This is a genomic window from Aestuariivirga litoralis, assembly GCF_015714715.1.
Taxonomy (GTDB): domain Bacteria; phylum Pseudomonadota; class Alphaproteobacteria; order Rhizobiales; family Aestuariivirgaceae; genus Aestuariivirga; species Aestuariivirga litoralis_A.
On record NZ_WAHS01000001.1, the window covers coordinates 355,709 to 373,592 of the forward strand.

At 55.7% G+C, this 17,884-nt stretch carries 16 protein-coding genes, 1 tRNA gene and 1 pseudogene; 9 read left to right on the forward strand and 9 right to left on the reverse strand.

Annotation, left to right across the window (positions count from 1 at the left end):
* The first annotated feature begins 1 nt into the window (after position 1).
* From F8B91_RS01855 to iolG, 5 genes are read left to right on the forward strand one after another with little or no spacing between them, the layout of a single operon-like run.
* Entirely contained in the window at positions 2-799 is a 798-nt protein-coding gene (locus F8B91_RS01855; RefSeq protein ID WP_196502021.1) for an ATP-binding cassette domain-containing protein, read from the forward strand.
* Positions 800-812: 13 nt separating this feature from the next.
* Positions 813-1,598 (forward strand): TIM barrel protein, encoded by a 786-nt coding sequence (locus F8B91_RS01860; protein WP_196502022.1) that lies wholly within the window; start codon positions 813-815, stop codon positions 1,596-1,598.
* 17 nt (positions 1,599-1,615) lie between these two features.
* The gene (locus F8B91_RS01865) at positions 1,616-1,930 is read left to right on the forward strand and encodes a MocE family 2Fe-2S type ferredoxin (protein ID WP_196502023.1); all 315 of its coding nucleotides are present in this window, start codon (positions 1,616-1,618) and stop codon (positions 1,928-1,930) included.
* Between the two features lie 22 nt (positions 1,931-1,952).
* Positions 1,953-2,762: a 3-methyl-2-oxobutanoate hydroxymethyltransferase gene (locus F8B91_RS01870; RefSeq protein ID WP_196502024.1), complete on the forward strand. Its 810-nt coding sequence runs from the start codon at positions 1,953-1,955 to the stop codon at positions 2,760-2,762.
* A gap of 5 nt (positions 2,763-2,767) precedes the next feature.
* A complete protein-coding gene (gene iolG / locus F8B91_RS01875; protein ID WP_196502025.1) occupies positions 2,768-3,760 on the forward strand; it encodes an inositol 2-dehydrogenase in 993 nt (330 codons plus the stop codon).
* A 95-nt stretch (positions 3,761-3,855) separates the two neighbouring features.
* Here the strand turns inward: iolG and F8B91_RS01880 are convergent, their stop codons facing one another.
* From F8B91_RS01880 to F8B91_RS01895, 4 genes are all read right to left on the reverse strand, one after another.
* Positions 3,856-4,209, reverse strand: coding sequence for a hypothetical protein (locus F8B91_RS01880; protein ID WP_196502026.1), 354 nt, complete (start codon positions 4,207-4,209; stop codon positions 3,856-3,858).
* A 52-nt stretch (positions 4,210-4,261) separates the two neighbouring features.
* Positions 4,262-4,552, reverse strand: a complete 291-nt coding sequence (locus F8B91_RS01885; protein ID WP_196502027.1) for a hypothetical protein — start codon at positions 4,550-4,552, stop codon at positions 4,262-4,264.
* 152 nt (positions 4,553-4,704) lie between these two features.
* On the reverse strand, positions 4,705-5,052 hold the full coding sequence (locus tag F8B91_RS01890) for a hypothetical protein (RefSeq protein WP_196502028.1): 348 nt from the start codon (positions 5,050-5,052) through the stop codon (positions 4,705-4,707).
* 122 nt (positions 5,053-5,174) lie between these two features.
* Positions 5,175-5,687 (reverse strand): hypothetical protein, encoded by a 513-nt coding sequence (locus tag F8B91_RS01895; protein ID WP_196502029.1) that lies wholly within the window; start codon positions 5,685-5,687, stop codon positions 5,175-5,177.
* A 1,677-nt stretch (positions 5,688-7,364) separates the two neighbouring features.
* Here F8B91_RS01895 and F8B91_RS01900 point away from each other — a divergent pair.
* Together F8B91_RS01900 and F8B91_RS01905 are read left to right on the forward strand one after the other, a co-directional pair.
* Positions 7,365-7,769 carry a helix-turn-helix domain-containing protein gene (locus F8B91_RS01900; protein WP_196502030.1) on the forward strand — a complete coding sequence of 135 codons (405 nt, stop codon included), beginning with the start codon at positions 7,365-7,367 and terminating at the stop codon, positions 7,767-7,769.
* A gap of 325 nt (positions 7,770-8,094) precedes the next feature.
* Positions 8,095-8,598: a hypothetical protein gene (locus F8B91_RS01905; RefSeq protein ID WP_196502031.1), complete on the forward strand. Its 504-nt coding sequence runs from the start codon at positions 8,095-8,097 to the stop codon at positions 8,596-8,598.
* A 35-nt stretch (positions 8,599-8,633) separates the two neighbouring features.
* Here F8B91_RS01905 and F8B91_RS01910 read toward each other — a convergent pair.
* The 5 genes and pseudogenes from F8B91_RS01910 to F8B91_RS01930 form a co-directional block, all read right to left on the reverse strand.
* Positions 8,634-10,805: pseudogene (locus F8B91_RS01910) on the reverse strand (error-prone DNA polymerase); the annotation flags it as partial.
* 384 nt (positions 10,806-11,189) lie between these two features.
* On the reverse strand, positions 11,190-12,998 hold the full coding sequence (locus F8B91_RS01915) for a site-specific integrase (RefSeq protein ID WP_196502033.1): 1,809 nt from the start codon (positions 12,996-12,998) through the stop codon (positions 11,190-11,192).
* 112 nt (positions 12,999-13,110) lie between these two features.
* A tRNA-Gln gene (locus F8B91_RS01920) sits at positions 13,111-13,184 on the reverse strand.
* A 50-nt stretch (positions 13,185-13,234) separates the two neighbouring features.
* The gene (locus F8B91_RS01925; protein ID WP_246714937.1) at positions 13,235-15,172 is read right to left on the reverse strand and encodes an ATP-binding protein; all 1,938 of its coding nucleotides are present in this window, start codon (positions 15,170-15,172) and stop codon (positions 13,235-13,237) included.
* Between the two features lie 13 nt (positions 15,173-15,185).
* Positions 15,186-15,926, reverse strand: a complete 741-nt coding sequence (locus F8B91_RS01930) for a sensor histidine kinase (RefSeq protein WP_281432916.1) — start codon at positions 15,924-15,926, stop codon at positions 15,186-15,188.
* Between the two features lie 198 nt (positions 15,927-16,124).
* Between F8B91_RS01930 and F8B91_RS01935 the strand changes: the two genes are divergently transcribed.
* The gene (locus tag F8B91_RS01935) at positions 16,125-17,189 is read left to right on the forward strand and encodes a Ppx/GppA phosphatase family protein (RefSeq protein WP_348641713.1); all 1,065 of its coding nucleotides are present in this window, start codon (positions 16,125-16,127) and stop codon (positions 17,187-17,189) included.
* Entirely contained in the window at positions 17,189-17,884 is a 696-nt protein-coding gene (locus tag F8B91_RS01940) for an RlmE family RNA methyltransferase (RefSeq protein WP_196502035.1), read from the forward strand. The genes F8B91_RS01935 and F8B91_RS01940 overlap by 1 nt, the downstream gene beginning before the upstream one ends.

Consider the following 17,884-nt stretch of genomic DNA (forward strand, 5'->3'; position numbering starts at 1 on the left):
CATGAACACTCCAATTCTTGAGTTGATAAACATAAACAAGTCATTCGGGCCAATTGACGTTTTGCACGACATTTCATTGCAGGTCCGGCCGGGTGAAGTCATTTGCCTTCTGGGCGATAATGGCGCTGGCAAGTCGACTTTGATCAAGCTGATGTCCGGGGTGTTTATCCCGAGCTCAGGTCAAATACTCATGGATGGCGCGCCGGTTGCTTTCGAGACACCGCGCCAGGCCAGCGAAAAAGGCATCGCTACTGTGCATCAATTTGGCGGGACATTTCCACTCATGAGCATCGGGCGCAGCTTTTTCGTGGGAGCCGAGCCGACCAAGGGGTGGGGTCCATTCAAAATATTCGACCGGAAACGCGCTAACGAGATCGCGGTCAAATCGGTTCAGGATTTCGGCATCACACGTATAGACGATGGCGACCGCCTGGTTGGAGGGCTTTCTGGTGGCGAGCGCCAGTCGCTGGCCATTGCGCGCGCAGTCTATTTCGGTGCGCGCGTATTGATCCTTGATGAGCCGACGGCAGCTCTCGGTGTGAAGCAGGCTTCGCATGTGCTTCGCATTGTCAATCAGGCCAAGAAGCGTGGTCTTGCGGTCATCTTCATTACTCACCAGGTCACGCATGCCATGGCGGTGGGCGATCACTTCGCTGTTCTGATCCGCGGTGCCATCGCCGCCGATTTCAAGAAGGGTGAAAAGACCCGAGAAGAAATTACCGATCTTATGGCAGGCGGCGAACAGATGGCCGAGCTGGAAAAAGAGATTGAGGCTTACTCAGCACAGGCTACGGCTTGAGGGATCGGAAATCATGACTTCTCCCTTCACCCTGTCGGCCTGCGCCGAAATGCTCTGGCCAGACAAGCCCATGCTTTGGCGCCTGCAGCGCCTCACTGAACTGGGTTATGAATGCGGCATCTGGAACTGGGCCAATCACGATGTGGCCCAGCTGGAAAAATCCGGCGCGAAGTTCTCTTCGATGACGGGCTATGTCACTGGCCGTCTGTCAGATACAGAAGGCGCTGATGATCTGCTGCGCACGGCGGTCGAAGCCATCAAGATCGGCAAGCGCCTCAACGTCGCTCGCCTTAATCTGCATGGCACGGGCCTAGGCGATCGCGGCCTGCCTGTTACGCCTGTGGAAATTGTCACCGGCGGCATGTGGCTCAAAGCCGAAGATACGCTGCGCCGCATTGCTGATCTGGCGGACAAGCATGACGTTACCTTCATGCTGGAAAACCTCAATCTCCCGGTCGATCATCCCGGCGTGCCCTTCGCTACCATTGAAGACACGCTGGCACTGATCTCTGCCGTCAACCATCCGCGCGTGAGGTTGAACCTCGATCTCTATCATGTGCAGATCGGTGAGGGGAACTTGATCGAATGGTGCCGCAAGTCGCAGCCCTGGATCGGCGAGATCCAGGTTGCAGATGTGCCCGGCCGCAAGGAACCCGGCACTGGCGAGATCAACTATGCTGGCGTGGCCAAAGCCCTCGTAGCCATGGGTTACAACGGCCCGGTCTGCATGGAAGCCCATGCGTCTGGCGATTCCGAAGTGGCATTGCAGGCATTCAAATCAGCTTTTTCTCCAAGCTAAAGGTATCGAATAAATTCATGGCACAGTGGATCGAAGTTTGTGGTGCAAATGATATTGCCAGCGAAGACGTGATGAAATTCGATCACGCAGGCAAAACCTACGCGGTCTATCGATCACCAGAAGACCGCTACTACGCAACCGACGGCCTTTGCACGCATGAAAAAGTCCGTCTGTTTGAGGGATTGGTGATGGACCACATTATTGAATGCCCCAAGCACAATGGCCGCTTTGACTATACGACCGGCCAAGCCAAGGGAGCGCCTTGCGTAATCAATCTGAAGACCTATCCGGCCAAAGTCGAAGGTGGCCGGGTTTTCATCGCCATCAACTAACAGTCAGTAGGAGAGCAGGGACATGGCTAGAAGAATCCGGCCTACCGTAGCCGAGATACGGGCTAACAAGGGCAAGCATCAATACACCATGATGCGAGTGGAGAGCTGGGAAGAACTTGCTGCCGCTGAAATCTCCGGCATCGACATGGTATCGGTGCCCCCTGAACTGCTGATGCAGAAGCAATTCCGGGAAGTGGCGCCCTCGCTGTTCGCCGTCCCTGGTTTACCGCTCTATGCGTCGCCCGGTGTTACTGATGACTATCTGAGATGGGCATTCGAAATGATGAATGCTGGGGCGGACGCTGTCTACTGTGCAGCTGCCTTCGATACAGTTGAACGAATGGCGAAAGACAACATCCCCGTGATTGGTCATGTCGGTCTGGTCCCTCATTTCTGCACCTGGACCGGTGGGTTCAAGGCCGTCGGTAAAACCGCCGCGAGTGCAATGCAGGTTTATGACCGGTGTAAAAGGTATGAAGAAGTTGGTGCCTTCGGCGTCGAAATTGAAGTTGTCCCACCGGAAGTGACGGCCGAAATATCGAAACACACCGATTTATTTTTGGTGTCGATGGGTGGCGGTGCAGGTGGTGACTGTCAGTATCTCTTTGCGTGTGATGTCCTCGGCTACAACGCCGGCCATGTTCCGCGCCATGCCAAAAAATATGCCGACCTCGCGGCTGAGCATGCGCGTGTTCAGGAAATCAGAGTGAGCGCGTTCAAAGAGTTTGTCTCCGAAGTCCAGATGGGAGGTTACCCATCGGCCGCAAATATCGTGTCTGCTCCTCGGGCAGAAATGGAAGCGTTCAAAAAAATGATGTCAGGAAAGTCATAAAAAAGATGATCAGATTCGGAGTTATCGGCGCTGGCCGCATCGGCAAGGTTCACGCCCGCACCATTGCCAGCCATGCCAAGGCTGAACTGGCTTACATTGCCGATGCAATGCCGCAGGCGGCGCAGGGCCTGGCCGAGCAATATGGCGCCAAAGTAGCCAGCGTCGATGACATCATGAAGGCCAAGGATGTAGACGCCGTGCTGATCGGCTCGCCCACCGGCTTTCATGCCGAGCAGATCCAGGCCGCCTCGAACGCCGGCAAGGCGATCATGTGTGAAAAGCCGGTCTCGCTGAGTGTCGCCAAGATCGAAGAGACGCTTAAGGTCGTCGATAAGAACAAGTCGGTCCTGATGATCGGCTTCAATCGCCGCTTCGATCCGAGCTTTGCTGCCGCCGAGAAGCGCATCCGCGCCGGCGCGGTGGGTGACATTGAACTCATTACGGTGATCAGCCGCGACCCTGCGCCGCCGCCGGCGGAATATGTGAAGGGCTCAGGCGGCATTTTCGCCGACATGATGATCCATGACTTCGACCTCGCGCGCTTCCTAATGGGCGAGGAATTCGTCACCGTGAGTGCGTTGGGGGCGGCTTTGGTCGACAAGGCCATTGGGGAAGCGGGCGATGTCGACACCGCCGCCGTGCAGATGCAGACGAAGTCGGGCCGCATCGCGGTGATCACCAATTCCCGCCGCGCCACTTACGGCTATGACCAGCGCCTGGAAGTGCATGGTTCGAAAGGCATGATCCATGCCAAGAACATGCATGAGACGACGGTGGAGCTGCAGACCGCAGAAGGTTACCGCGCCGATCCGATCATGAACTTCTTCCTTGAGCGCTATCTGCCGGCCTACACCAATGAGCTGAACACGTTCATCGCCGCGGTGGAATCCGGCAACCGTGATCCGAAGCCGAATGGCTTTGACGGCTTGCAGGCGCAGAAGCTTGCCGAAGCGGCCAGACAGAGCTGGCAGACAGGTCAGCCGGTGAGTGTTTCGTGATTTTGATGGTGGAGCTTAGTTGCATCCATCCAATATTAATGTCTGAGGGCAAAACGAGGGTGAGATCAATCCCACCCTCGTTTGTCGAGTTACTTTTAGGTCGACGGGCAAGATATATCGACCACGGGGTGCATTTTTACTGCACAGTCGACGGTTTCGCGCAGCGCAGCAATTAGATGTTTGCATTGACTGATGCCTATAGCGATCGCTTGCGGCTGATCGTCCGACACAACGACCATTCGTCGATCACCGAACATTACACCTGTTCCGGGTTTGCGACCGCTGACAATCTCTTCGAGCGCATCACCAAGTTCTATTGCTTCATCAAGCGTGCATGCTTCGGGATCAGTCTCGTGCTGCATCTGGATTGTAACGAACTTGGCATCGCCCTCATCGTAGAGTCCGAGTTGGATTACGCCGACCGGTTGAGCCATAAGAAATTTGTGCAAGTGAATTCTCCAAAAATGAAATTAGGTAAGTTGATGTGAAATATAGTCTAAATCAATCTCGGGGGTGCTTGTAGCGCAGCAAAGCCTCCATAAATGTCGATGTGCCGGGTCCCTGAACATCATTCAGGAATTCCTGACGCAGATGCTCTGGGAAGACTTGCAGTTCGAGAGCCATGATGACCCTGAATGTCTGTTCCAAGTCAGCGGATCGCCGAGACCTCTCTTTCAAGGTTTTGATCAGCCGTTCGTAGCGGTCGGCCGAAAGGCCTTGTGCCCATCGCATGCCGGGTGGTGACACGGCAACGCTGGCCGGCTCAGATGCATTTTGATTGTTCATGTTCATTCCAGTTCGCTTTCTCAAATGAGCAGCCGATTGCCGCTGTGCGTCCATCACTGGGCGCCCATTGCAAACATCGGCTGTCGGGTTATCTAGGTCTGCGGCCTAGGCAGTGCGGCCAATTCACGACGAGGCGGACAGTTGACTACGAGACGGTGTCAACCGACGGTCTTCAGTTCAATGACGTTGCTTGAATCACTCTCCAACTGAATCGATCGGCGCAGATCATCTACGAGCGTGCGGCACCGTTCCGTAGTGATCGCGATCAGCCTTGGGTCGGCCTCTCCGATCATCCAAATATGTTCGCCGAATAACAGCGCCTGGTCGGGCCTTGTTCCGTTGACCAACGCTTCCAACCTGTCACTGAGGCGCTTGGCGTCGACCATTGTGTAAGTGTCGATGCCAACGTTACCGGTCATCCGAAGTATGATGGCTTTCATGCCGTCTTGCTCCGTTAACGCCATCGAAATATTCTCGGGGGCGTAAGCGATATAGGGTTCTGACATGTAATGCTTCCTTTCTTGATGTTGGATTTGACAGCCGATCGCCATCGCACGTCCATGATTGGGCGCCCGTTGCAAACATCGGTTGAGATTTGATTTCTAGGTTTGCGGCCTAGTTGGGCTCGTCACGCCACGTGCTGAGAGATTGACAGACCAATCTTTTTGTCCAAGAATTTTCTTCCTGCTTTCAGTTCTATGATGCGGGCCAGTGCGGCGTCTTGCGTGCTTTCGCATTTGATCTTCCCCTCCATCAAAGCCTTGATCTCGGTGTCGATCTGGTGCTTCCGAAACTCGCAGAGCGTCTCTGCCAACACTTCCGCGCTGAAGACCAGCGTTCGAACAATGTGTTCGAGACGTTTGATTTCCGTTTCTGGCGTGCTTCCTGTCTCAAGAAATATTAGGTCGGGATCGGTCAGATTGCCGAGTTCTTGGCCAACATACCTAACCGCGTAAAGATCTTCGTCATGCTGCTCCTCATCATTGTTCTTGTTGCGGTTGAGCCACTGAGAGAGACCCGTCTTAGGCAACATTAGCGCTTCCAAAGGCCCACCACTTACCAGTCCAGCTTCCTTGAATTTTTTCCGTTGACGGTAGCGCCTTTGCTTCAAGGCATTCTTATTTGCGATCTTGTCGTTCATAATCGTGTCCCTGGTTGGTAACGTGACTCATACAAAATTTGGTGGCTGTTACGGTAGAGGTTACGCGTTACGTTACGTGGGTTGGTAACAGCTGTCTTAGTCGGCGCTTTTCTTCGCGCTCCACGAGAAATTTGCACTAAAACAGATTATTGAACTTGCAGTGCGGAGCCGGGCCTCCTATTATTTCTATATCGGGAGCGGCTTTGCATGCTCCTTCGGAGAAGGACTGGCGAGATATGTAAACGCCGATGTCCGATGCACACGTTCTCTCCCATACTGGAAATTGACGATACAGTATCCCGGACTCAGACGGGGCGAATGAGATGCCAGATCGAGCGGATTGAATCCCAGCCGCGATAAATAAAAGGTTCTTCAGGCCAAGACGTGTGGCGCATCAATGCGGGCTCACGGGATGGCCGAGTAAGATGAAGGCTCTGTGCAAGCACAACCTTCACACCTGGTCTTGTTGCGGAAGTCCGCATTTCCAGGTGGCAACACCGGTAGTGCCCTTAACGTGGCAGGATTACGGGAGCGATGGACGGTAAATGCTACCCGCCGATCCGCTTATATTAGCTCCTGACTTAAACTCCGACTTAGACGCATGATAATCTCCCTTGTATGGTCCGTTCGTGGCTTAACGCCACTTTTCTCTTCAGGATCATACAAGGGGGATAGAACTATCCGCATGTATGAGGGGCGTTAGCCAACGCTGACTTCTTTGAAACAGGCTTTTTCGGAGCATCGCTTGGGTGCCCCACATCAGCTGTCGCTCAATAAGCGGAGCGTGCCGCAACCAATTCACTGAGATTGAGGGGCGCGTCAATGGACGCCAAGATCGACATCGCATCTCAAGCATGGCGGTTGTCGACGCCGAGCCCGGTGGCGCATGATTAGCAGCCTGTCGTCTGGCCAATGGATATCGGCAGGGCGGAATACCGGTCAAATCTATCGCCACTTGGGTGGGTGATTTCTGCAAGTATCTCTTTTGATCTGATGCACGGGCATCCGTGCACGTTAACACCCGGCCGCGTCATGTAAACATTTGTAAACATCCCGGCCATTGTTCGGCCTGACTTGTGAACATTCGCGCGAAAATCAGCCTGAAGCGCAAAACAGAATGTTTACAAAAATGCTTGGAAATATGTTTTTTATCCTAATATCTTGTCACTAAGTGTGCACTAAGTTCACAAAATCTTATGTTGGTCCGGTTTTTCAAGATCTGGACGCTAGGCCCGCAGTGAAGCTTACCTCATCCCCAAGATAGCGGGCCAATTCCATCAAATAGTAGCCAAAACTATCGTTGAATAGGTTGTCGGCAGCGCCATCCCTTTTGTTCTTGGTTTTGCTGGGTGTGTTGCTGCGCGGTTCAGGGAAGTTTCTGGTTTTCAGGCCGGGGATGACATAAAGATTGTTCTTTCTTCGGCTCTGAGGCGACGTGTGTTGCTAGGTTCCTCAATTCCTTGTGGTCTAGCGGATAGTTCGGCAGGCGGCGCGATAGTTGCGAGAAGCGCGTGGTCCGCCTGTGTTGCCTTGCTGTGTCATCTTTGCCCTACCGATGCCGACTTCACCACATGATGAGCTGCGCAAGTCCCTTGCAGCTCTCAGCACGTCCCGTTCTTTGCTCGCTATAACTTTGTCACGATCAACAACGACGAAGCGAGAGACAGAGTGCCTAATATGTCCAACTATCAGTTCATGCTCCAAGCGGGCCTTATTGCAGCAGCCATCAAACGCCTCGAGCCGCTCTATAGTCAAAAGGAATTGTCGAAACGCATCGGTTTCAAACACAGCAATATGCTTTCAATGATCAAGCTCGGCGAAGCGCCGGTGCCCATCGCGCGCGTTCCTGTGATCGCAAAAGTGCTCGAGATTGACCCTGTGCTCCTGATGCGGACTTGCATCAGGGAGACATTTCCACCTTGGGATATGGCTGTCTACCAGGTCTTCGGCGGTATCCTCACCGACGCTGAGAAATCCTGGGTAAAGATCTTCGAGGAAGTGAATATGCCCGCTCCCCCGACTGATCCAGAGAAGCGCCGGGACCTGATTGATTTCCTTCGGCTAAGGACATGGGAGCAATAAGTTGGCTTAGGGTTCGGGGGTGATAGCTTTCTCCAAGAGCAATTCTTGCTGCCGCAATTCGTGTGAGTGTTCGACGGCAAATGGGAATGGCCAGCTTCGGCGTTTGCTGGGGAGCCGTGGATCCCACAAATTGGATGTGCTCGTGCGGGGACCCGAAGTCTTAGGACTCCCGCGCCATATCGAGCGGGGTGGCTCGGGTTGCCGCACAATTTTGGCAAACTATTGCCTACCGGACCGAATGGTGTTTATTGCACCTCACATTCCGCGATCAATTATTTCTGAAATTTCGCTTCGCGGTTTTTCCACCTAGGAGTGACTAAGGTCAGTGGAACTGGTTTCGCGCGCTCAGCTACAATTCGTTCGTAAGCTTGTCCGGCGTTTTGAGGAGCACAACAACATCCTCCAAACAGCCGCGTATTATCAGGTTCAGTATATTGCCATCATTACTATGCTTCGGTCGATCGGCCACGTGTTTGAAAAAGTTGATTGTCGTGGCAATGCGTCTCGATCTAGGTGGGCGAAAACCGCTTGGAAGGACTGGCAGACGGTGCCGGTCTTTACGAACTTCATTGAACCCACGCGGAACGAATTGCTCAAGGAGTTCAAAGGTGGAGTCGACGTCAGGAGCGGATTTGATACCGTTGCGGTCGTTGTTAACCCAGCTATGGCACTCAACGATGATGACATGGCTGAGCTTCAAGTAAGCTTCCGCGCCGAGGAGTTGCGTGACCCTTCTGGAAGTCACGTATTGCCTCAGATCAAGGAAGCGATCGATTTTTGGGATGAGTGTCTGGCGTCTGCTGAGCGAGCATTTATAGATTTTGACTAGTTGCTGGGCAGACGATCCAAGTAAAGATACCAGCACTATCTAAAATCTCGCGCCTTCACCTTGATCGTGTCGATATGGAGATCGGGAACGTAAATATCCCGGGCCCTGAGGATGCCTCGTGGGTCTGGTGTCGGCGAGCCATGATGGAATTCATCGCCTCGACCATGGGGCAGGGGGAAGGCGCCTTCTCGTTCGCCTACGCTGGCCAGCTCTGACGAAAGATCGGTGAGCCCGTAGGCGACCAGATGAACCACGTCGCCTTCACGCTGCACCCGTCCTCGAACGCCGATCATGCTGGCTGAGAGGATGATGCGGCGGTTCTTTTCGAAGACCTGGGGCCAGACCACGAGGTTGGCTACGCCGCTCTCGTCCTCCAGGGTGATGAACATCACGCCCTTGGCGCTGCCTGGGCGCTGACGAACCAAGACGATGCCGGCCGTCTCAAGCCATTTTCCATCACTCGCATTCATGGCTTCGGCACAGGTCACGATCCTACGCTTTTTGAGATCGTCACGTAGGAATGAGATCGGATGACTCCGCAGCGAAAGAGTAGCATGGCGATAATCTTCGACCACTTCGCCACCAGCCTTCATTGGCCGGAGGGTAACGCCTGGTTCGTTGAACTCTCCAAAGGCTCCTTCCTCAGGGGCGGCTGCGCCCGCGAACAACGGCAAAGGCTCATCGCGGAGTGCCTTGATGGCCCACAGCGCCTCGCGCCGCGCCAAGCCGAAGCTTTCTCGGAAAGCGTCGGCATGTGCCAGTCGCGTCAGTGAGGCGCTGGGAATACCGGCTCGGCGCCAGAGATCATCCACGGAGGCGAAGTTCCTGTCGGCTCGCGCTGCAACCAGTGTCGCCGCATGGGCATTGGGCAGACCCTTGATAAGGCGATATCCGAGGCGGACCGCAAGGTGGCCTTCATCGTGGATAGGCTCCAGGGTGCAGTCCCAACGTGAGGCGTTGATGCAGATCGGGCGGATTTCAACACCATGTTCGCGCGCATCCCGGGCAATCTGAGCGGGCGCATAAAATCCCATGGGCTGACTGTTGAGCAATGCCGCACAGAACACGTCCGGGTGCCAGCACTTCAGCCAGGCGGACGCATAGGCAATCAACGCGAAGGATGCGGCGTGGCTTTCGGGAAAACCGTATGAGCCAAACCCTTCGAGCTGTTTGAAGGTCCGCTCGGCGAATTCCTCCTCGTAGCCATTGGCAACCATTCCGGCGACGAGCTTGTCCTTGAACCGGGATACGCCGCCCGTGAATTTGAAGGTCGCCATGGATTTGCGGAGCATGTCTGCCTCGCCGGGCGTGAAGCCGGCGCATTCGATGGCTACTCTCATCGCTTGTTCTTGAAAAAGTGGAACACCAAGCGTCTTGCCCAGCACCTTCTCAAGCTCGGGCTTCGGGAAATACACCGGCTCGATACCCTCCCGGCGCCGAAGGTATGGATGCACCATATCACCTTGGATTGGTCCCGGCCGGACGATGGCGACTTGGACGACTAGGTCGTAGAAAGTCCTTGGCTTCAGGCGAGGCAACATGGACATCTGCGCGCGGCTCTCGATCTGGAACGTGCCCAATGTGTCCGCTTTGCGGATCATGGCGTAGGTGCGAGGGTCCTCGGCCGGGATAGTGGCGAGGTCCAGCTCCACGCCTTTGTGTGAGGCCAGAAGATCCAGGCTCTTCTTCATGCAAGTCAGCATGCCGAGCGCGAGGACATCGACCTTCATGAACTTCAGCGAGTCTATGTCATCCTTGTCCCATTCGATGACTTGGCGTTTCTCCATCGCTGCGGGCTCGATCGGCACAAGGTCATCCAGCCGGTCATTGGTGAGGACGAAGCCGCCAGGATGCTGGCTGAGATGGCGCGGAGTTCCTTGAAGCTGCTGGGCCAGGTCCAGCGCCAGTCTTAGACGGCGATCTGTGAGGTTCAGGTTCACCTCGGCGAGGTGCTCGGTCTCTACGCCTTCCGACCATCGCCAGACCTGCGAAGAGAGCGTGGTGATCACGTCCTCGGGAATGCCGAGCGCCTTTCCTACATCGCGCAACGCGCCTTTGGTGCGATAACGGATCACCGTGGAGCAGAGCGCGGCATGGTCGCGCCCGTAGGTGTCAAACACCCATTGCATCACGATCTCACGGCGCTCGTGCTCGAAGTCCACATCGATGTCAGGTGGCTCACGGCGTTCCTCAGAGACGAAACGCTCACTATGCAACGGGGGATTCGAAGAGAAAAACTAGTTGATAGCGAAAGTTGCCCACCGACGAAGCGTCCAAAACAATAGGCGGTCACGCTCAAAACCGTTCAAAATTTCCTTTATAAATCAATAGAAAGAATCTTTGAATCTTCGTGACAATATACCGAAATCACTGAAAAGTCTAGCTATTTCGACCGAAATGGATCAAGCCGCCTGTATGCTCGATTCTTCCTTTCCGCTAATGTCGGGGCCGCTGCGGTGAATGGAATTTCCGTCGCCATCTATCCCTTCGTTGCGGGCGACGAATTGAACACTGTAGTGACAGCTCTCCTGGTAGTTGAGAGCAGCAGCCAAAAGTTACGATCAAGATAGACTGCAGCGCATTGTCTGTCCTCACTGGCCCCGCGATGGCATCAGATGAGAAAGTTCAAGGCCAGGATATTTGAGAGCATGGATGATTTTCACGCGGCGCTCGATACTGCCTGGCTTGACCTTCCCGTATCGGCTGGTGGTGGTCTGTTTCTTATGGCCGATGATGACGGCAATTTCGTCGTCCAAGAAATCGGCAGCGCGGAGCGCGTCCGTTAACGTGTGCCTGAAGCTGTGGAAGTTCACCTCCTCTGCGACTTTGATGCCGATCTTTTTCGAATACGTTCCATAGAACTTACCGAAGGCCGCGTTTCGCTTTCCACGGCTGTCTGGTAGGGCAGCAGGGAAAAGCCACTTGTCGCCAGACTTCATGCGAGTCTGGTGATAGGTCAAGAATCCAAGCTCGATCAGGGTAGGGTGGATAGGCACAACGCGCTTGCTGTTATCGTTTTTGAGCTGCTGATCATCGTCGCCTTCGTTGGTGATGTCGAAGACCCATTGATCCTCTATCTGAAAAATATCAGTAGTGAGCAGCTGGCAGAGCTCATTTGAGCGGGCGCCAGTGAAGAGCGCGATCAGTGGAAGCCAGTAGTGGTGGTCTCGCACTTTGAGGTCACCAGATTTCGCAGCCTTCGTCGGCGTAAAAGCTACGCAGCCTACAAATAGTGGCGATCGAAACAGCTGGTTGAGTTGGTCGATCGTGTAGGGGAGGACGTCGCTATCTTCTTCGTCGATTTTCAGCAGCATGTCGGCGACGGGGTTAGCATCAAGGAAACCCTCGGCAACGAGCCACCGGCAAAAAGCGCCGAGCGCCGTCAGGTATTGGTTGATTGTCTTCGGCGTGATCACTGGCTTTCCCACGACCCTGTTAGCTTCGATGGTTTCCGTGAGGGTCATCCCCCGAAAGGCCTTCGTCTCAGTTGCTTTACGTGGCCAAAGCTTCAGGAGGTTTTTCCAGTCTCGCACGTGCTTTTTGACGATGCCGTTCGGCGGAAAGAAGGTTCCGATGTGATCGGAGAAAAGTCCAACTTTCAACCGCGCAGCGTCAAGGGTCGCCGACCTGGCACGGTTCGGGTTTTCCGTCGCATATCGGTCAAATAACTCCATAAGGCTCTCACCTGGGGCAGCAACGAGCGGCAACGCCCCGGTGGGAGGCTTCACAAGGGGATGGCTACCACCACCTTTGAAATTTCCAGCGGCGCGCCGAACTGACTCGTCGAGCGCTTCGATCTCCGCAACTTGTAGCGCTTCAGCCAATCGGCGTTCTTCCTTCGACTTTGGCGCGATTGCCAGGCGATAAGCTGCCACGACCTTTGCTAAGGCTTCCTGGATCGACTTTGTTTCACCTTTGCCAACATGTGCCTCTAGGAGAGATTTTCGCGCAGCCCGCTCCGCCGCCTCGACCTCGGGCTTGTCTTTGATGCTCTCGTAGATGCGGAAGGCGGCGATGCTCTCTTCGCCGAACTCTCCTTCCAAGGCCTTCCAAACCTCGTCGAGGTCGTCCTCAGTCGCGTTGGTCAGCCGCTGCTTGTCGCCAAGGGAAAGGATATCCGTGTAGCGCTGCCACATGGCGTGTTCGACCACGGTGTCACTGAAGGGGAGTGCAGTTGATTTGCGGCCCACCTCAGCACGCTTCTGCGCGAACTCCCTGTCGTATTTTGCCTGAACAGAATTGCGCAGCCTCTTTGCTTCGTCGGGCCGAGCGGTCTTCAGCGCAACCAGCAGCTCTTTCCTGGGCTGACCGTTTCTGCCGAGGTAGTGCTGCTGTAAGTCCTTCGGAATGAAGACGCGCGTCGAATAATTCGCACCGCGCCGGACGAGGTATTTTGCCAAGAGGAAACTCCGATCGACCGATCGCTTTCGTAGCATCAAATCGTATCAGATATTTAGGAGAAAGGCTTTGATTTACAAGGGGTCCTAAGCTTTTCAAGAGCTTAGGACATGTTGGCTGGGAGACTAGGATTCGAACCTAGACTAGCGGAGTCAGAATCCGCGGTCCTACCGTTAGACGATCTCCCAACAGGATTGGCGCTGAATACCCATAGGGCTCTTGCTGCGCAACCCTAAAATCAATTACGGAATTGGCGGATCAAGCTGGCCAGGCTGGGCTGGCCGGTGCCGGCAGCTGGGCTTCCAGGTTGGGCCGGGGCTGGGCTCGGCATTTGGGAGCCCGATGGAGTGAAGCCTTCGCGGCGCATGCCGGTGCGGGGGCCGGGCGCCAAATGGGCCGGGTTGAGCCCGGCTGGCGTCTGGGCTGCAGCGCCCGTTGCTCCTGCGAGGGGGATGGCAGGCGCCTCATGCGGCATCGACAAGGATTCAGGATTGTAGGTCTGGGCGCGCCAGCGGCTGACAACTTCAGTGAGGAAGCTATCATCCGGCAGATCGCGGGCCCAATTGGTGGTGAAGGACGCTGTGGTAGAGCGGGGCAATTCGTTGACTGGCAACAGATCGAATTTGATGCGGGTCGGCAGTGCCACGCCTTCACCGAAGGTAATGGCTTCGCCGGCGGCCATTGTGGGCATGAAATCGAGAAGACTGGCTGCGGCATCCGAAATGCCGGCGCGCAGAATGTCTTGGTCACGCTCATTGGTGAGGCGCATTGAGAAGATGGTGTTGCACTGGGACAGAATGGTGGGATCAAGCTCCGCCGGGCGCTGACTTACGATGCAGAGCGACACACCATATTTGCGGCCTTCCTTGGCAATGCGCGAGATCGCCCGCTTGGTGGGCTCAAAACCCGTGGTCTTGTCGAGCGGCACATAGCGATGGGCTTCCTCGCAGACGAAAGTGATCGGCACGCGGCCTTGACTCCAGACGCCGAAATCGAAGGCGAGGCGGGCCAGCACTGATACAACCACGTTGATGATTTCAGACGGCAGGCCGCCCAATTCCAAAATGGCGACGGGCTTGCCATTCACCGGGATGCGGAACAGGCGGGCCAGAACTTGGGTCATGTTGTCTTGCACCGTCAGGCTGCCGAACATGAAGGCATAACGCGGATCGCGGCTGACGGCTTCCAGCTTGGCCTTCAGGCGCTTGTAGGGTGCGAGTTCGCCGCGCAGGTCCAGCTTGCCGATGAATTCTTCCAGCACGCCGATCAAATCAGAGGTACGGTAGGGAATGGGTGTGTCAACACCGATGTTGTTTTCGACCAGTACGTCACGTGCGCGCAAACCGCCGGTTTTGTCGCGCTTCTGGTTGCCCATGTAGCGCGCTTTGGCCATCGGGATGATTTCGCGCAGCACTTCCACGTCAGCTTCGCGGCTGCTTTGCTGGCCGACGAGAATTTCCACGGCTTCATCGAAATTCAAAAGCCAGAAGGGCAGCGCCATGTTTTCCGGTGTGATGATCTCACACATTCCATTGAAGGCCTGGGCGTATTCGCGGTGCACATCGAGCAGCAATATATGAGCCTGCGGGCTGCGCTCTAGAATCCGGCGCAGCACCAATGCTACCGCGCAAGACTTGCCAGTGCCGGTAGTGCCGAGGATGGCAAAGTGCTTGCCCAGCATTTCGTCGATCTTGACCATGGCGGGAATCGACGGGTCTTGCTGAATGTGGCCGACTCTCACTGCGCTCGTTGAATCGCAGGCGTAAGCCAGTGACAATTCGCGGCGCGTGGCGCGGAAAACCGTATCACCCAGAGACGGGTAGGTGGAAACGCCGCGGCGGAATCCTGAGAAGGAACCATCCTGCTGGCGCATCATTTCACCGATGAATTCGACTTCGATGATGCGGGTTTCGCCTTCGCCCGACTGGGTTGTGGGCATCGGCGAACTCAAGGCCGAGATTAAAGCAAGCGTGATGGAGTTGGACGCTTCGACTTTCAAGAGTGTGCCAATCTCGGCAATCTGCTTCTGGTCCTCGAACACACTGTCCCTGGCGTCGAGAAGAATCACTGCCTTGGACCCAGTGACGGCCACGATGCGGCCCATGCGTTCGGTTGAATCCGCAGAGTAACTCACACCGGATTCAAACTCATTGCGGTTCTGGCTGGAAAAATTCATCTGGCTGGCCTGTTCAATGGGCAAGAGGGGTGGCAACCGCATTATCGGTGCCGGGTTGGACGAGGGGGATTAAGGCTGACACTTGCGTGCCGCGGCCTTTTTCTGATTTCACAACCAGATCGCCTCCGTGAAGGCGGGTCAGTGCTTGGGCGATTGGAAGGCCGAGGCCGGTGCCTTCCTGCTTCTTGTTGTAACCGCTATCAACCTGGCCAAAGGGGCGCAGGGCGGTTGCAAGTTCAGAAGGGGTCATGCCGGGGCCATCATCAGTGATACTTATATCGACGAAGTTGTTTTCGACGCGCCAAGCACTGATGGTTATGTTGCCGTTTTCCGGGGTGAACTTCACGGCGTTGCCGATGAGGTTGATCAGGATCTGGCGCAAGCGGAGGGGATCGGCCATCAGCAAAGGCAGGCCCGGTTCAATCTTCTGTTCGATCGTGATACTCTTTTCCTTGGCTTTGCCGTCAGCGATCATCAGGCATGGAGTAAGGATGCCGTGCAGTTCACAAGGTTCGCTATCGACGGTAAGTTTGCCGGCTTGGATTTTGGAGACGTCCAGGATGGAATTGATCAGGGAAAGCAGATGCTCGGCAGCCTGCTGGATGAAACCTGCATATTGGGTGACCTTTTCCATTTCGGTCACCCGGTTGCTGGCCAGCATGTCGGAGAAGCCGATAATGGCGTTCAGGGGCGTCCTGAGCTCGTGGCTCATATTGGCGATGAATTCGGATTCAGCGAGCCTTCGCGGAACCAGGACTTACCAAAAGTACGCATCCAAACCTCTTGTGCGGTTTGGTATGGGAGAAACACATCAATTCTAGGTTAATGCTTGGTTTGGAAGGTCTTTCGTCCCGGGTTTACCTGCGGCCCCAATGTGATAAGGTCAGACCAACGCAAAAGTTTATGGGCAGGCCGGTTTTGATGGCTGGCCACGCCCGGAAAGTTATTACACGTGGATGCTGTGACCCGGCGGGAAAAACCCGCCAGACGTCCTGCTCCAAATGGCGATGCACCCCAGGGCGCTGGCCCCAATGCCTCCACGGGAGGCGGGCAGCCCTATGGTGCGCTGGATTTGGGCACAAATAATTGCCGGCTGCTGATTGCGCGGCCATCACTGCATGGATTGCAGGTGGTGGACGCTTATTCGCGCATCGTGCGCCTGGGCGAAGGGTTGGGCAAGTTCGGCCGTTTGAGTGAACCCGCGATGGACCGGACTATTGAGGCCCTGCGCGTCTGTTCCAACAAGCTGATCTGGCACGGAGTGGGGCCGCGGCGGTTGATTGCAACCGAAGCCTGCCGCCAGGCGGAAAATGGTGCTGAGTTCATTGCCCGGGTGACAGACGAAGTCGGCCTCCAGCTTGAAATCATCGACCGGCAGACGGAAGCTGGCCTTGCCGCTTCAGGCGCATCGCCGCTCATTGAAGACAAGGCGCCCAGTGCGGTGATCTTTGACATCGGCGGCGGCTCGACGGAAGTGATGTGGATGGAAGCCCATGAGGGCAAGCACCAGATCAAGGCCTGGATTTCGCTCGCTGCCGGAGTGGTCACGCTGTCTGAACGCCTCAATGCCGGAAGTGAAGTTTCGCCTGAAACCTTTGAAGCCATGCGCCTGGAAGTGCGGCGGCTGCTGGCCCCTTTTATTGCAGAAGTCGCTGGCTTTGCCGGCGCAGGTGCGGCGCCGACACATTTGCTGGGCACCAGCGGCACGGTGACCACGATTGCTGGCGTGCATTTGGGCCTTCGGCATTATGACCGCGCGCGTGTCGATGGATCGTGGCTCACCAATGACGGGGCAGGTGAAGTGACGCGCCGGCTGCTGGCCATGAGCTATGCTGAGCGTGTGCAAAATGGCTGCATCGGTAAAGAGCGCGCTGATCTCGTGCTGGCCGGCTGCGCCATCCTTGATGAAATCCGCACGGCCTTTCCAAGCCCGCGCATTCGCGTGGCGGACAGAGGCTTACGTGAAGGCATCCTGATTCAGATGATGCAGGCAGATAATGTGTGGGGGGCGCACTGATGGCACGTCCGGGCCAAGGTAGTAAACCGCAGGGCAATCAGCTCAAGGTGCGCGTCAAGACAGGCAAGGGCCGCACGGTTGCGCAGAAAATCTGGCTGGAGCGGCAGCTCAATGACCCTTACGTCATAGAAGCCAAGAAGCTGGGCTATCGCAGCCGGGCGGCGTTCAAGCTCATCGAGATTGATGACAAGTACAAGTTTCTGAAAGTGGGCGGGCGCATTGTGGATCTGGGGGCGGCACCTGGCGGCTGGAGCCAAGTGGCGGCGAAGCGCGTGAAGGCCGAAGACGGTAAGGGCCGGGTGGTGGCGATTGACATGCATGGCATGGATCCCCTTCCCGCCGTGACGATTTTCAAGAAAGATTTCTACGACGAGGATGCGCCTCGGGTGCTGATCGACGCGCTTGGCGGCGAGAAGGCGGATTGCGTTCTGTCAGACATGGCCTCGCATGCAACGGGGCACCGTCAGACCGATCATATCAATATCATTGCGCTCGCAGAGACGGGATATGAATTTGCACGTGAAGTGCTGAAACCCGGCGGAACCTATCTGGCCAAGGTTTTGCGCGGTGGTACTGAAGGGCAATTGCTAACGATGATGAAGAAGGACTTCACGTCAGTTCGGCATGTGAAGCCCATGGCCAGCCGCGATGACTCGGCTGAGCTTTTCGTTCTGGCCATGGGATTCAGAGGTTAA